At 46.3% G+C, this 13,831-nt stretch carries 17 protein-coding genes; 14 read left to right on the top strand and 3 right to left on the bottom strand.

All coding sequences use genetic code 11. The features are described from left to right. Nucleotides 1-88: 88 nt before the first annotated feature. Nucleotides 89-1,015 carry a heme A synthase CtaA gene (gene ctaA / locus QRX25_RS07230; RefSeq protein WP_065981381.1) on the bottom strand — a complete coding sequence of 309 codons (927 nt, stop codon included), beginning with the start codon at nucleotides 1,013-1,015 and terminating at the stop codon, nucleotides 89-91. A gap of 344 nt (nucleotides 1,016-1,359) precedes the next feature. On the opposite strand from ctaA, the gene cyoE reads away from it, so the two are divergent. The 6 genes from cyoE (at nucleotide 1,360) to ctaG (ending at nucleotide 7,332) form a co-directional block, all read left to right on the top strand. Beyond that, nucleotides 1,360-2,277 (top strand): heme o synthase, encoded by a 918-nt coding sequence (gene cyoE, locus QRX25_RS07235; RefSeq protein WP_065981382.1) that lies wholly within the window; start codon nucleotides 1,360-1,362, stop codon nucleotides 2,275-2,277. 217 nt (nucleotides 2,278-2,494) lie between these two features. Beyond that, nucleotides 2,495-3,565, top strand: a complete 1,071-nt coding sequence (coxB, locus tag QRX25_RS07240) for a cytochrome c oxidase subunit II (protein ID WP_045506326.1) — start codon at nucleotides 2,495-2,497, stop codon at nucleotides 3,563-3,565. A gap of 31 nt (nucleotides 3,566-3,596) precedes the next feature. After that, on the top strand, nucleotides 3,597-5,465 hold the full coding sequence (ctaD, locus tag QRX25_RS07245; RefSeq protein ID WP_212101237.1) for a cytochrome c oxidase subunit I: 1,869 nt from the start codon (nucleotides 3,597-3,599) through the stop codon (nucleotides 5,463-5,465). Beyond that, a complete protein-coding gene (ctaE, locus tag QRX25_RS07250; protein ID WP_013352146.1) occupies nucleotides 5,465-6,088 on the top strand; it encodes a cytochrome c oxidase subunit III in 624 nt (207 codons plus the stop codon). The genes ctaD and ctaE overlap by 1 nt, the downstream gene beginning before the upstream one ends. 2 nt (nucleotides 6,089-6,090) lie before the next feature. Then, nucleotides 6,091-6,423, top strand: coding sequence for a cytochrome c oxidase subunit IVB (gene ctaF / locus QRX25_RS07255; RefSeq protein ID WP_007409686.1), 333 nt, complete (start codon nucleotides 6,091-6,093; stop codon nucleotides 6,421-6,423). A 24-nt stretch (nucleotides 6,424-6,447) separates the two neighbouring features. Then, nucleotides 6,448-7,332, top strand: coding sequence for a cytochrome c oxidase assembly factor CtaG (gene ctaG, locus QRX25_RS07260; protein WP_212101240.1), 885 nt, complete (start codon nucleotides 6,448-6,450; stop codon nucleotides 7,330-7,332). Between the two features lie 33 nt (nucleotides 7,333-7,365). Here ctaG and QRX25_RS07265 read toward each other — a convergent pair whose 3' ends face one another. Then, nucleotides 7,366-7,725 (bottom strand): YugN family protein, encoded by a 360-nt coding sequence (locus QRX25_RS07265; RefSeq protein WP_212101243.1) that lies wholly within the window; start codon nucleotides 7,723-7,725, stop codon nucleotides 7,366-7,368. Nucleotides 7,726-7,865: 140 nt separating this feature from the next. On the opposite strand from QRX25_RS07265, the gene QRX25_RS07270 reads away from it, so the two are divergent. The 8 genes from QRX25_RS07270 to coaD all read left to right on the top strand — a co-directional run bounded on the left by QRX25_RS07270 (nucleotide 7,866) and on the right by coaD (nucleotide 12,464). Next, a complete protein-coding gene (locus QRX25_RS07270; RefSeq protein ID WP_212101246.1) occupies nucleotides 7,866-8,309 on the top strand; it encodes a CBS domain-containing protein in 444 nt (147 codons plus the stop codon). Nucleotides 8,310-8,393: 84 nt separating this feature from the next. Beyond that, nucleotides 8,394-9,434 carry a CAP domain-containing protein gene (locus QRX25_RS07275; protein ID WP_212101249.1) on the top strand — a complete coding sequence of 347 codons (1,041 nt, stop codon included), beginning with the start codon at nucleotides 8,394-8,396 and terminating at the stop codon, nucleotides 9,432-9,434. Nucleotides 9,435-9,606: 172 nt separating this feature from the next. Continuing rightward, nucleotides 9,607-10,017 (top strand): YlbD family protein, encoded by a 411-nt coding sequence (locus QRX25_RS07280; RefSeq protein ID WP_065981387.1) that lies wholly within the window; start codon nucleotides 9,607-9,609, stop codon nucleotides 10,015-10,017. A 15-nt stretch (nucleotides 10,018-10,032) separates the two neighbouring features. Next, complete coding sequence (locus QRX25_RS07285; protein ID WP_003154475.1) at nucleotides 10,033-10,272, top strand: YlbE-like family protein; 240 nt, start codon at nucleotides 10,033-10,035, stop codon at nucleotides 10,270-10,272. A 71-nt stretch (nucleotides 10,273-10,343) separates the two neighbouring features. Next, entirely contained in the window at nucleotides 10,344-10,793 is a 450-nt protein-coding gene (ricF, locus tag QRX25_RS07290; protein WP_065981388.1) for a regulatory iron-sulfur-containing complex subunit RicF, read from the top strand. A gap of 58 nt (nucleotides 10,794-10,851) precedes the next feature. Beyond that, nucleotides 10,852-11,124 (top strand): YlbG family protein, encoded by a 273-nt coding sequence (locus QRX25_RS07295; RefSeq protein WP_013352153.1) that lies wholly within the window; start codon nucleotides 10,852-10,854, stop codon nucleotides 11,122-11,124. Nucleotides 11,125-11,422: 298 nt separating this feature from the next. After that, the gene (gene rsmD / locus QRX25_RS07300) at nucleotides 11,423-11,977 is read left to right on the top strand and encodes a 16S rRNA (guanine(966)-N(2))-methyltransferase RsmD (protein ID WP_065981389.1); all 555 of its coding nucleotides are present in this window, start codon (nucleotides 11,423-11,425) and stop codon (nucleotides 11,975-11,977) included. 4 nt (nucleotides 11,978-11,981) lie between these two features. Next, complete coding sequence (coaD, locus tag QRX25_RS07305; RefSeq protein ID WP_013352154.1) at nucleotides 11,982-12,464, top strand: pantetheine-phosphate adenylyltransferase; 483 nt, start codon at nucleotides 11,982-11,984, stop codon at nucleotides 12,462-12,464. 17 nt (nucleotides 12,465-12,481) lie between these two features. Here coaD and spoVV read toward each other — a convergent pair whose 3' ends face one another. After that, nucleotides 12,482-13,711 carry a dipicolinic acid transporter SpoVV gene (gene spoVV / locus QRX25_RS07310; protein WP_212101252.1) on the bottom strand — a complete coding sequence of 410 codons (1,230 nt, stop codon included), beginning with the start codon at nucleotides 13,709-13,711 and terminating at the stop codon, nucleotides 12,482-12,484. Nucleotides 13,712-13,831 lie beyond the last annotated feature (120 nt).

The raw sequence follows: 13,831 nt of genomic DNA on the forward strand, positions 1-13,831 counted from the left end.
ACTTAAAACCTGATCCGCACCATATGCGGTCAGGTTTTTTGGTATGTAAAAAGGCCGAAGCTCTAACGCTTCGGCCTTCTCATGTACCTCAGATGTTCCGCTGTTTTGATTCATAACGGAAGCGGGCGATTAATAATAAGAAATAGCATAAGACGCCGAACAGGCCGGCAATAAAGAGTGAATGGGCGAGTGCAAAGCCGGTGGCCATTTCTGAATAAACAACCATGATTCCGGACAGCGCCTGTAATAAAACAAAGGCAAGAGCCGCTATCCAGCCTCCGAGAATCTGTTTTTGGTCTTTGTAGGAGCGCACCGCATGCGCGAAAGCGATGAGGATCCAGACAAACAGAAGCAGCGCTGCCGTTCTGTGGCCCATCTGCACCCACTCCTGAAAAAGGGACGGAAGCCCGTGGTGCAGCCTGCTGCAAAGCGGAACGTCAGGGCAGGCAAGGCTTGATTTCGTATGACGCACATAAGCACCCGTATAAACGACGATATACGTGTAAATCGAAAGGCCGATCATATGGAACTGCATTTTTTTGCCGATTCTGAGCGGCTTGACGAGCTTTTTGTCTGATTTATCAGCTTCAAATATGAGCAGCGTCAAAATCAGAACAGAAGCGAAAGAAATCAGCGATATGCCGAAATGGAGCGCCATAACGAGCGCATTTGATCCGAAGACAACCGCTAGTGCGCCGAGAAGCGCCTGTAAAAATAAAAAGATAATGGACATAATGGCGAGAAAGGTTGTTTCACGGAATACAGGCGTGACTTTTCTCCATGCCCAAAAAGCGAGACTCAGCACGAGAACGATTGAGACACCGCTTGCGAGTCTGTGGCTCCATTCAATGATAGAAGCGGCGTTAAGCTCCGGGAAAAAACGGCCGTGGCAAAGCGGCCACTGTCTTCCGCATCCGAGACCCGACCCTGTCTTTGTGACAAGAGCCCCGCCGATCAGCACGACGAGCATGACAAATGTCGTCAGCACACCGAGCGCTTTTAAAGCTTTATTCATTTTACATTCACCTTCTTAACAAACTGGACAAAATGATATACGTACCAAGTGTAAGCGAATATGTGTTTTGTGGCAATTCTCAATTCTGTTTGTTCACAAAAATATAATAGAATCAAGACTTCTTAGATAATGGGGTTGATTATTCCAAATGGGTCTGATAGAAATAAAGTAACCGCTTTATTATGAAATCGGCGGAGATGGTAAAATTCATAAAAAGTTCACAAATAAATTCCTGTTTCTCGTTTAATATTTAAGAGGATGTTTTTTTACAGGTCATTATCTTGTATGATAGAGTTGCAGGTCTTAAAAAAACCTGCTTTAGGTTTGTAAGGGAGGTTTACGTTATGGCTAATTCCAGAATTTTAAATGATACAGCTATAGACGGACAGATTGAAGAGACGACGGCATGGAAAGATTTTCTTTCACTTATCAAAATAGGAATCGTCAATTCGAATTTAATTACGACTTTTACCGGCATGTGGCTTGCGTTACATATATCCGGTCTGAGTTTTTTAGGCAATTTAAACACTGTGCTTCTTACATTAATAGGATCTTCTTTGATCATCGCCGGTTCTTGTGCGATTAACAACTATTACGACCGTGATATTGATCATTTAATGGAACGCACGAAAGTAAGACCGACGGTTACCGGAAAGATTCAGCCGAATCAAGCGCTGTGGTCAGGAATTTTACTCATTGCTTTAGGACTTATCATGCTTTTGATGACCACCGTGATGGCTGCAGTCATCGGTTTTATCGGCGTGTTTACGTACGTAGTTCTTTATACAATGTGGACGAAACGCCGCTATACGATTAATACGGTTGTCGGAAGCGTATCAGGCGCCGTGCCGCCGTTAATCGGCTGGACAGCGGTTGAAGGGCACATCGGTGTTGTCGCATGGGTATTATTCATGATTTTATTCATCTGGCAGATTCCGCACTTTTTAGCGCTTGCGATTAAGAAGACGGAAGATTACAGAGCAGCGAATATTCCGATGCTTCCGGTAGTGCACGGCTTTGAAGTGACGAAAAGACAGATTATCGTCTGGGTCGCATGCCTGCTGCCGCTTCCGTTTTTCCTCGGCAGTCTCGGTCTTCCGATCGTGATTCTCGGCACTCTGCTGAATGTCGGATGGCTTATTCTCGGACTGATGGGATTCCGCATGAAAAACATCATGAAGTGGGCAACTCTTATGTTTGTCTATTCGCTTAATTACATGACCATTTATTTTGTAGCGATGGTGGTCTTCACGCTGTTTTAATTGAATAATGAGCTTGTTTGATCGCCAAAACAAACAATGACAACTAGTAAACGCCGCCTTGACCTTTTGTTTAATCAGGCGGCTTTGCTTTTATACATAGATGGAATTTTAAGTAAAAAATCTCATATTTTAAGTAATGAGGAAATGAAGTATTTCAGCTGGAAGCAGATTTACTGCTTGCGCATCTTGTACTGATTCAAAAAAGGGGTTGGGTGAAATGTTAAAGCGTTGGCGTCTTTTATCATTATTAGCCTTAGTGCCGCTTTTATTGAGCGGCTGTGGAAAACCGTTTCTGTCCACACTCAAGCCTGCCGGCGAAGTGGCTGATAAACAGTATGATCTGACGGTGCTCAGCACACTTATCATGGTTGTCGTCGTTGCGGTCGTAGCAGTTATTTTCTTTTACGTCATTGTGAGATTCAGACGGTCGCGTGTAGGAGAAAACACGATACCGAAGCAGGTGGAGGGGAACCGTTTTTTAGAAATCACCTGGACCGTTATTCCGATCCTGCTTCTGATTATTCTTGTCATCCCGGTTGTCATCCAGACATTGGCGCTGGCGGATACGTCGCCGATGGATAAGAAAAACCGTAAAGCAGAGGATGCGCTCGTGATTAATGTAAGGGCGAATTTATACTGGTGGGAATTCGAGTATCCTGATTACGGATTTGTGACAAGTCAGGAACTGATCGTTCCCACAGATGAACGCGTTTATTTCAAACTGAAGTCATCAGATGTGAAACACTCTTTCTGGATTCCGTCAGCCGGAGGAAAAATCGATACGAATACGGATAACGACAATACTTTCTTTTTGACCTTTGATTCTAAACGCAGCAAAGAAGCGGGAGAATACTTCTTCGGGAAATGCGCGGAGCTGTGCGGACCTTCACATGCGCTGATGGATTTCAAAGTGAAACCGCTGCCGTCAAAAGAATTTAAACAATGGACGAAAGCGATGAAGAATTATAAGCATACAACAGATTCCGGTTTAGCCGCGCAAGGAGAAGAGCTGTTTAAGGAAAAAAACTGCCTGAGCTGTCATGCGGTTGAGCCTAATGACAAACGGGCTGAAGCGGCAAGAACGGCTCCGAACCTGGCTACCTTCGGCGAACGTGTCAAAGTGGCCGGCATTAAGGATGCGAATAAAGAGAATATAAAAGCCTGGCTGAAAAATCCGGACAGCATCAAACCGGGCAATAAAATGACAGGCACTTATCCGAAGCTCTCGGACGCTGAAACGGATGCGCTGTATGAATATTTAAAAGGTCTGAAAGCGGAGAACAAGTAAGGACAGGGAGATATCAGGGGGGAGGTCGCAAATGATGAATACGCTTACAGGACAGCAGAGAAAAGGCTCTTTGCTTTGGGATTATTTGACGACGGTTGACCATAAGAAAATCGCGATTTTATATATGATCGCCGGGGGATTTTTCTTCGTCGTCGGCGGACTTGAGGCCATGCTTATCAGGATTCAGCTCTTGAGGCCAGGGAACGATTTTATGGGTGCGCAGCAGTTTAATGAAATTATGACGATGCATGGTACGACAATGATCTTCCTGGCGGCAATGCCGCTGTTATTCGGGCTCATGAACGCGGTTGTGCCGCTTCAGATCGGGGCGCGTGACGTATCATTTCCATTTCTGAATGCGCTCGGGTTCTGGCTGTTTTTCTTCGGGGGAATCTTTTTGAATCTGAGCTGGTTTTTAGGAGGCGCACCCGATGCAGGCTGGACGTCATATGCGTCGCTTGCGCTGAATTCAAAAGGGCACGGCATTGACTTTTTCGTGCTCGGGCTGCAAATATCGGGTTTAGGAACGCTGATTGCGGGGATCAACTTTCTCGCAACCATTATTAACATGAGGGCGCCCGGTTTGACATATATGAGACTGCCGCTGTTTACATGGACGACATTTGTGGCGTCGGCACTCATTTTATTCGCATTTCCTCCGCTCACCGTCGGTTTGGCGCTGATGATGCTGGACCGTTTGTTCGGAACGAATTTCTTTAATCCTGAATTGGGCGGAAATACGATTATCTGGGAGCATCTGTTTTGGATTTTCGGGCATCCGGAAGTATACATTTTAATTCTTCCTGCCTTTGGGATTTTTTCGGAAGTCATTCCTGTATTTGCGAGAAAGCGCCTGTTCGGTTATTCCTCAATGGTCTTTGCGATTGTTTTGATAGGCTTTCTCGGATTCATGGTGTGGGTTCACCACATGTTTACGACGGGACTCGGGCCGATTGCCAATGCGATATTTGCGGTTGCGACGATGGCGATTGCGGTGCCTACGGGCATTAAGATTTTCAACTGGCTCTTGACCATCTGGGGAGGAAATGTCAAATTCACGACGCCTATGCTGTATGCCGTCGCCTTTATTCCTTCTTTCGTGCTCGGAGGAGTGACGGGTGTCATGCTGGCGGCCGCAGCGGCGGATTATCAGTTCCACGATACGTATTTTGTCGTTGCGCATTTCCATTACGTCATTATCGGCGGCGTTGTGTTCGGCATCCTGGCGGGCGTGCATTTCTGGTGGCCGAAAATGTTTGGAAAGGTGCTTCATGAAACGATGGGGAAAATTTCGTTCGTCTTATTTTTCATCGGGTTTCATCTTACCTTCTTCATCCAGCATTTCTTGGGCCTGATGGGAATGCCGCGGCGCGTTTACACATATCTGCCCGGCCAGGGGCTTGATACCGGCAACCTGATCAGTTCAATCGGTGCGTTTTTCATGGCGGGCGCGGCTGTTTTACTTGTCGTCAATATTGTTTATACCTCTATAAAAGGGAAATACGTCGGCAACGACCCGTGGCTGGACGGACGTACGCTCGAATGGGCGGTTTCTTCGCCGCCGCCTGAATATAATTTTAAACAGCTTCCGTTTGTACGGGGACTTGATCCGCTGTGGATCGAAAAGCAGGCCGGAAATGAAGGGATGGCGCCTGCAGAGCCAGTAGAGGACATTCATATGCCGAACGGCTCCATCATGCCGCTTATCATATCCTTCGGGCTCTTTGTCGCAGCGTTCGGGTTTTTATACCACTCCGATTATTCATGGGGGCTTCCGGTTATCTTTATAGGGCTCGGCATCACATTCTTTACCATGCTGCTTCGCTCTGTGGTCGATGATTACGGCTATCATATTCACAAAGAAGATCTGCCGAATGATGATAAAGGGGTGAAGGCGTAATGCAGCTGCAGGAAAAAATGACTGCTGAAACCTTTCCGGCTTCTCCTGAAAAAGCAACGCTGGAGGGGAAAAATAAGTTTTTAGGATTTTGGCTGTTTCTTGGCGGGGAAACGGTTCTGTTCGCCTCGCTTTTTGCGACATTCCTTGCTTTGCGGGAATCAAAAGCAGGAGGGCCGTCAACGGCTGACATGTTTGAGCTGCCGATCGTGTTTATCGCCACGATGCTTCTTTTAACGAGCAGCTTAACGAGTGTGTATGCGATGTATCATATGAAAAATTTCTCCTTTAAAAAAATGCAGGTGTGGCTTTTGATTACCGTTTTATTGGGTGCCGGATTTTTAGGGGTTGAAATCTATGAATTTAAGCATTACACTCACGAGTTCGGATTTACCATCACAAGCTCTGCGCTAGGCTCAGCGTTTTATACGCTTGTCGGCACACACGGAGCACACGTGGCCTTCGGGCTGTTATGGATCAGCGCTCTGATGATCCGGAATGCTAAAAGAGGGCTCAGCCTTTATAACGCGCCGAAATATTATGTGGCCAGTCTATATTGGCATTTTATCGATGTCGTGTGGGTCTTTATCTTTACCGTTGTATATTTGATGGGGATGGTGGGATAACGATGGACGATAACAAAAACAGAGGGACTGTCAGTACGGATCTCGAATATCGGAAAAAGAAAAATGCTGAGGAGATGAAATATCAGGTCATATCCTTCGGTTTAATGATCGGCCTTACGCTCGTCGCGTTTTTGACGGTGGCTGCTGACGGCATTGCCGGGTGGTTTACGATGCCGTTTCTTATCCTGCTTGCGGTCATTCAGGTCATTTTTCAGCTGTTTTACTTTATGCATATGAGCCAGAAAGGGCATGAAGCGCCGTCACTATTTCTGTATTCGGGAATATTTGTCGCGTTTATCACCGTGCTTGCATTTGTCACGATTATTTGGTGGTAATCGGGGCGGCGGGGAGTGAGAGAGTTGATTAATTTAGAAATGTTCGGGTTTCGCGCAATGTGGAGCCCTTATCTTTTTTGTATAACTGCCGTAATAACAGGTATTTACTTTTACTGGTGCAGCAGGCATAAAGGGCGTGTGTCCCTTAAGGAGAAGGTGCTGTTTGTGCTTTCCGCGTTATTTTTTTACGCGGCTGCTGGGAGTCCCGTTGATTTAATGGGGCATGTGATGTTCAGCGCCCATATGGCGCAGATGGCGGTTTTGTTTTTAGTCGTGCCGCCGCTGTTGATTTCCGGAATTCCCGGCTGGGCATGGAAAAAAGTGATTTTCCGTCCCGTCGTAAAGCCGCTGTTTTCGTTCTTTTCACTGCCGCTTATCGCTTTGCTGCTGTTTAACGGCATTTTTTCACTGTATCACATCCCGTTTATATTTGATGCCGTCAAAACGGATTCGCTGTATCACACGCTGATGAACGGACTCATCTTTGTAACGGCGTTTTTTATGTGGTGGCCGCTTGTGCATCAGGTGGAAGGTCTGCCCCGTCTCAGCGGTTTAATGAAGCTGGGGTACATTATGGCAGACGGGATTCTGTTAACGCCGGCCTGCGCGCTCATTATGTTCAGCGGGGCTCCCATGTATGCCACGTATACAGATCCGGCGGCTTGGGCCGAAGCAATGAAGCTTTGTGTTCCTTTAGATCTGCTGGAACAGATCCCTTTATCCGGACCGGAGATGTTTAACACGCTTCCTCCTCTGGAAGATCAGCAGCTTGGGGCAGTGCTGATGAAAATCATTCAAGAGGCGGTTTACGGAACATATTTGGCTGTCATCTTTTTTCAGTGGGTCAGAACGGAACGGGAAAAAGATACGCCGTCAGAGCCGCCGTATATCGAGCATACCGTCTCGTAAAAAAAGTACAGCAGAAAATGCTGTACTTTTTTGTTACATTTGCACTGTTTTTAAAGACTCTGCCAATTCAAGCAGTAACGCCTTGCTTTCTGCGACGACATGTTCCGGAAATTCTTCAGCACTGCCGTATTCTACGCCGTGCGGATAATAATGCTTTCCTAAAAGAGGGGCCTTCAGCTGAATCACGGCACGTCTCCCGCCTACATCGCCCTCTTGTGCCGTTCCTTGAATCCGCAGATAAAATGTTCCCTCAGGAACTGAAAACTTTTTGTCGTAAGTCACTCTTTCATAATCCCATTGTCCCGCCAGAATGAGCCCTTTGCTTTCCATCAGATCATTCAAGCGGCTGAGCTCCGCTGTTACCCCTTCAAGACCGCTGTTTTCAAACTTCAAACCTTCCCCCTCCTTTTAAAATTTACCTTTCCTGACAATCATAGTATGAAAGCGTTACACTTTCAATGATTCATACGGTGAAAGTATGCAAAAAGAAAAATTTGACGACAATAGTAGCAGAAAAAAGGAGGAATTCCGCAATGACAAAGATCAATAAGCTCATGACGTCAGACTTGCAATATTGTACAGTATTAGATAATGTATATGAAGCTGCGGTGAAGATGAAAGACGCGGATGTCGGCGCCATTCCGATTGTGGATGAAGACGGCGCAACACTTGTCGGGATCGTGACAGACAGAGATCTCGTATTACGGGGAATTGCTTCAAAAAGGCCGAACTCTCAAAAAATAACAGACGCAATGACTGAGCGGGTTATCAGTGCAGAAGAAGACGCTTCTGTGGAAGAAGTGCTCCATATGATGGCTGAACATCAGCTCAGAAGAATCCCCATCACAAGGGATAAAAAGCTGGTCGGCATTGTCACGCTCGGCGACCTTTCCTTGGCTGAGCAATCAAATGAGCAAGCAGGCCGGGCGCTGTCTGACATTTCTGAAGACGGAGGTCCGGAGGGGTTTATTCATTAAACATAAACCACGGACGTTACAAATAGGCTGTACTGTATAAGAATAAACAATAACAGAACGGTTTGATTTCATGGGGGTGAGAGGTTGAAAAATATCGTCAGGGCTCTCGTTATCCTTTTGCTTATTTACGGAGCGTATGTTCTGATTATTCAATATGGATCGGCTCCTCAGAAAAAGACGAATCAGGGGGAGCCTCATGTTTCCAATGAAGAAGCGAGCGGAAAACGGCTGAAAATCCCGTCATCCGGACTGCTTTCTCTCATGGGGAAATCTGCTGCCGATGTGAAAAAGAAACTTGGGGAACCGTCCCGGAAAGATCCTTCTGCCTATGATTATGAATGGTGGGTGTACAACCAGGGGAAAGACCAATATGTACAAGTCGGTATTCTGAATGATAAAGCTGTGACATTATACGCTTCGGGAAGCGGTATCAACGCAAAACCGTTTAAGATCGGCGAATCGACGGGCGAAGTTTTTAAAACGACGCAGGTTGCTCCGTTTGTCAATGTGACTGACAAGGGAAACACGTATCGGTTTGAGTTTTCTGAAGAAGATATCAATACCCGTCCCACTGTTAAGATAGGCGGTATGTATGTTCAGCTGTATATGGACAAATTTGACGGGAATCTGTCAAGCATCAGGGCATTTGATGCCGAAACGCTTGTAAAACAAAGGCCGTATGAGGTCATGTACAGAGGAAGACTGACAGAACCCGAGCCTGTTTCCGATAAAAAATGGGACGATATTGAACGAGCGAGTGAGCAGCAGATTCTCGACATTACAAATGTCATCCGCGTGAAACACGGACTTGCAAGGCTGAAATGGGACGAAGGCGCTGCAAAAGTGGCATTCGGCCACAGCAAGGACATGAAAGACAACAAGTATTTCTCCCATGTCTCAAAGAAATACGGGACTCTGAAAGACCGCTTGAAAAAAGGCGATGTGAAATATCAGGAGGCCGGTGAAAATATTGCGTACAACTATGTGGACGGTCCTGCAGCCGTGGAGGGCTGGCTGAACAGCGAAGGACACAGAAAGGCGCTGTTAAGCCCGGATTACACGCGCCTCGGTGTCGGCGTGGACCGGAAATATTATACGCAAAACTTTATTAAACCTTGGGAGTAAAAAAACCGCAGAGGGGCGTGTCCCCCGCGGTTTTTTTGTTTTTCGCAAGCGGGCTCCTGCCGGAATCAATAAATTTTACATATACCTGCTTTTTTTCGTAATTTAGGCGAACATTAAGGCGCCTGAACCGATACATTATAGCAGGCAAAACTTTTCGGAGGGGGTGAGAATTGTGGCGAATCAGCAATCACGGCAATCAATCGATGATTTTAAACAATTCGTAAAAAAGCATCCCAAACTGATTCAAAATGTTCGCAAGGAACAAAGAAGCTGGCAGGAAGTCTATGAAAATTGGGTTCTCCTCGGTGAGGACGATTCGATGTGGGAGCCTTTTAAAGATGAGACCGTTCAGCCTTCTTCTGAAGCGGAAACCAAAAAGGAACCAGCTGAAAAAAACGATTTCGTTTCAAAAATGGTCACTGCCGTCAAAAAGATGGATATAAACCAAATGAATGAGCAGATCAATAAAATGAGCCAGTCCATTTCATCATTGCAAAGCCTTTTAAGCCAATTTTCGGGCAGCGGTACAAAGCAGCCCCGGCAAGGCTCCGGACAACATCCTTTTTCGTTCAGGAAGGATTAAAGAAGGGGATCGTGTATGAGAAAAGAGGTTCAGGAATTCATATCTGCAGATGAGGAACGAAAACGGTTTATACGGCAGCGCCCCGTCTGGTACCGCAGACTTGCGAGAAAACCGGACGATCTCAATTCCTTTCAGCTGGACATGATGAATTTTTATGAAAAAACGATACCGCATCGGGTAAGCCAATTCTCAAACGGGATTCAGATGGCGCAGATGATGATGCAGATGGTTCACGCCATGCGTTCGCAGGATTAAAAGACGTTTTAACGTCCGCATTTTCCAATTGGCTGGTTTCATGGTAAACTAACAACTGGAGGTGCGTATTGATGTATGCAACAATTGAGTCCGTCAGGCTTCAAAGTGAAGCGGAGCAGCTTGCCGGCATGATTCTGCAGTCTGAGACGGCTGAAAATTACCGCGATTGTTACAAGCGTCTCCAGGAAGATGAAGAGGCACGGCGGATTATTCGTTCTTTTATGAGCATTAAAGAGCAGTATGAGGATGTGCAGCGCTTTGGCAAATATCATCCTGACTATAGAGAGATTTCCCGCAAAATGAGAGAAATGAAGCGGGAGCTGGATTTAAATGATAAGGTGGCCGAATTTAAAAAAGCGGAGACTGAGCTTCAGTCACTGCTTGACGAGATCAGCATCGAACTCGGAACGGCCGTCTCGGAGCATGTAAAAGTTCCGACGGGGAATCCTTATTTTGACGGCCTGTCATCCTGCGGCGGCGGCTGCGGTTCCGGCGGCGGCTGCGGATGCAAAGTTTCCTGACGAGACGGCCGTCTCGTCTTTTACATAAAATGAACAGAAAGTCAGGCGGGTGATCATGATGGAAAGCAAGCGCCAAGGCATAATCGTATATCTGCATTCTTTAAAACACAGTAAAATGCTGAGAAAATTCGGCAACGTTCATTATGTTTCCAAACGGCTGAAATACGTTGTGCTGTATTGCGATATGGAGCTGATCGAAAAAACGATGGAAAAGATTTCATCTTATTCATACGTGAAGAAAGTAGAGCCTTCTTATAAGCCTTTTTTAAAGCTGGAATTTGAATCAAAGCTTGATAAAGCGAAAGAGTACGATTATAAGATCGGCATATAAAAAAATCCCCGCAGATACCTGCGGGGTCCTTCTATTCCTTAACAAGTTAAGGAGAAGGCAAAGGGAGAGGAGAAACCGGAGGAAGAACTTATGGGGAAACGTAAGTCTTCTCCGCGGTTGGCAACAACATCATTCATTGATGCTGTTACACGTAGTCTTGACAAGAATGTGAGTATGTATACATGATTTCACGTTCATTGTTTGAAAGAATGCTTTATGTTAAGATAAGGATTGTTTTTGTACATAACGGCTCAGCCGAAGCGAAACATCAAAGTTTTCAGAAAAAGTGGTGTGAAAAATGAGAGTAATTTCCGGTTCGAGAAAAGGACGAGCCTTAAAGGCTGTGCCGGGCACATCAACAAGGCCGACGACGGATAAAGTAAAAGAGTCTATTTTTAATATGATCGGCCCGTATTTTGACGGAGGAACGGGGCTGGATTTGTTTGCGGGGAGCGGCGGTCTCGGGATCGAAGCGCTGTCGCGCGGATTTGACCGCTGTATCTTTGTGGATCGTGATTTCAAAGCCATCCAGACGGTAAAAGCGAATATAAAAGCGCTTGATCTCCTGTCTTCAGCGGAGGTATACCGCAATGATGCAGAGCGGGCTCTCTATGCCGCGGCGAAACGGGAAAAAGGTTTTGACGGAATTTTCTTAGATCCTCCGTATAAGGAACAAAAGCTGAAAGCGCTTATCGAAATGATTGATGAGCAGAACATGCTGAATGAAGACGGTTTTGTCGTAGCGGAGCATGATAAATCCGTTGCGCTTCCTGAAGCCGTCGGCGCGCTTTCTGTAACAAGAAGGGAAATTTACGGGCTTACAGGAGTAACGATATACCGAAATAGGGGGTAATGATGTGGCAAGTATAGCTGTATGTCCCGGAAGTTTTGACCCCGTCACCTACGGACATCTGGACATTATCAGACGGGGAGCAAACGTGTTTGAGCAGGTGTACGTATGCGTGCTCAATAATTCTTCTAAGCAGCCGCTGTTTACAGTCGAGGAACGCTGTGAGCTGTTAAGAGAAGTGACAAAAGACATACCGAATATTACGGTCGAGACGTCACAGGGATTGTTAATCGACTATGCGAAAAAAAAGCAGGCGAAGGCGATTATCAGGGGGCTCAGAGCCGTTTCTGACTTCGAGTATGAGATGCAGGGGACTTCTGTCAACCGCGTGCTTGACGAATCAATAGAAACCTTTTTTATGATGACGAACAATCAGTACTCTTTTTTAAGTTCAAGCATCGTAAAAGAGGTCGCAAAATATAACGGGCCTGTTTCAGAATTTGTTCCTCCGGAAGTCGAACAGGCGCTGCAGCAAAAATTTAAAGGATGAGAACGCTGTTTAGCGTCTCATCCTTTTTTTAGCCGTGCTGACAGCCTGTAACAATAAATCAGTGCGTATACGGCGAGAGCCGCCAGCGTTACGGCGGGACCGATTTCGATAAGTGTGTTCCATCCGCTAACTGCAGCCGAGGCCGCGCCTTGATCACGGAAAGGCAGGAATACGGACTGATAAGGTTCGTCCAATGCAAGGTAAAGCGGCTTCCACAGTAAAAGAACAAATAGAGCGGCATAAACGCCCTGAAGGATACGCGCCGTAAAAAACGGTTTAAAGCGGATATCTGTTTCCGATAAAATGCCGGCTACCTGGGCCTGTACAGAAAGGCCGCTGAACCCGAGAATAAAACTCACAATCATTGCTTTCGGCAGCAAGGCGGCATCCGCCGCTTCACTGACCAGCTTGCTCCCAAGCGTAATTTCAAACATTCCGCTGATAAGAGGAATGTCCAGGCTTACAGGAAGATGGAAGAGCGAAAGCAGCGCGTTTGTAAATACAGAAAGCACATCCATGACTTGTACGATTGATAACAACCGGCTGAAAACCGAAAACAATATAATAAAACCGCCCACCATCAGCAAGGTTTGTACAGAAGTGGTGACGGCGTCGCCCAAAATTTTACCGAGCGGCCGCTTTTCCGAAAGCCGCGCTTTGTGGAGGGCCAGAAATGCTTCTTTCAGCGAAGGAAGCACGATTGTCTTTTTACCGGTATACGCCGCTTCTTCTTTCCGTCCGTATGAACGCATCGTCAAACCGACGGCGATGTTTCCGAGATAGTGAGCCGATGCCAAAAGAATGCCGAGTGACGCGTTATGAAAAAAGCCGACCGCCACAGCCGCGAATATAAATAACGGATTGGATGAATTGGTAAAAGAGACGAGGCGTTCAGCCTCCACTCTGGAGATTTGTTTTTCCTGGCGCAGCCGTGCAGTCAGCTTTGCGCCGGCCGGATTGCCTGAAGCCATGCCCATAGCCAGTACAAATCCGCCGACCCCCGGCACTCTGAAAATCGGGCGCATAAAGGGTTCGAGTAAAAGGCCGACAAACCTGACGATGCCGAATCCGATTAAAAGCTCAGAAAGAATAAAAAACGGAAGCAAAGAAGGAAAAACTACCTCCCACCACATGGAAAGGCCGGTTTTGGAGGCTTCGAATGAGGCCTGCGGGTGTGAAATAACCGTCGCCGTCAAAAAAATAAAAAACAATGAAATCAAAAATGTATGAAACTTAGACAAATTCATTCTTACCTCCCCAATGCTAAAATTGCGCACTGACATTTATATCATGATAAAATATAGAACAGACCTTAGGACGGCCGGGTAAGTACCTATTCGTCATCCTGTACTAATATACGAGCATAG

Source organism: Bacillus sp. L381, from assembly GCF_030284525.1.
GTDB classification, from domain to species: domain Bacteria; phylum Bacillota; class Bacilli; order Bacillales; family Bacillaceae; genus Bacillus; species Bacillus amyloliquefaciens.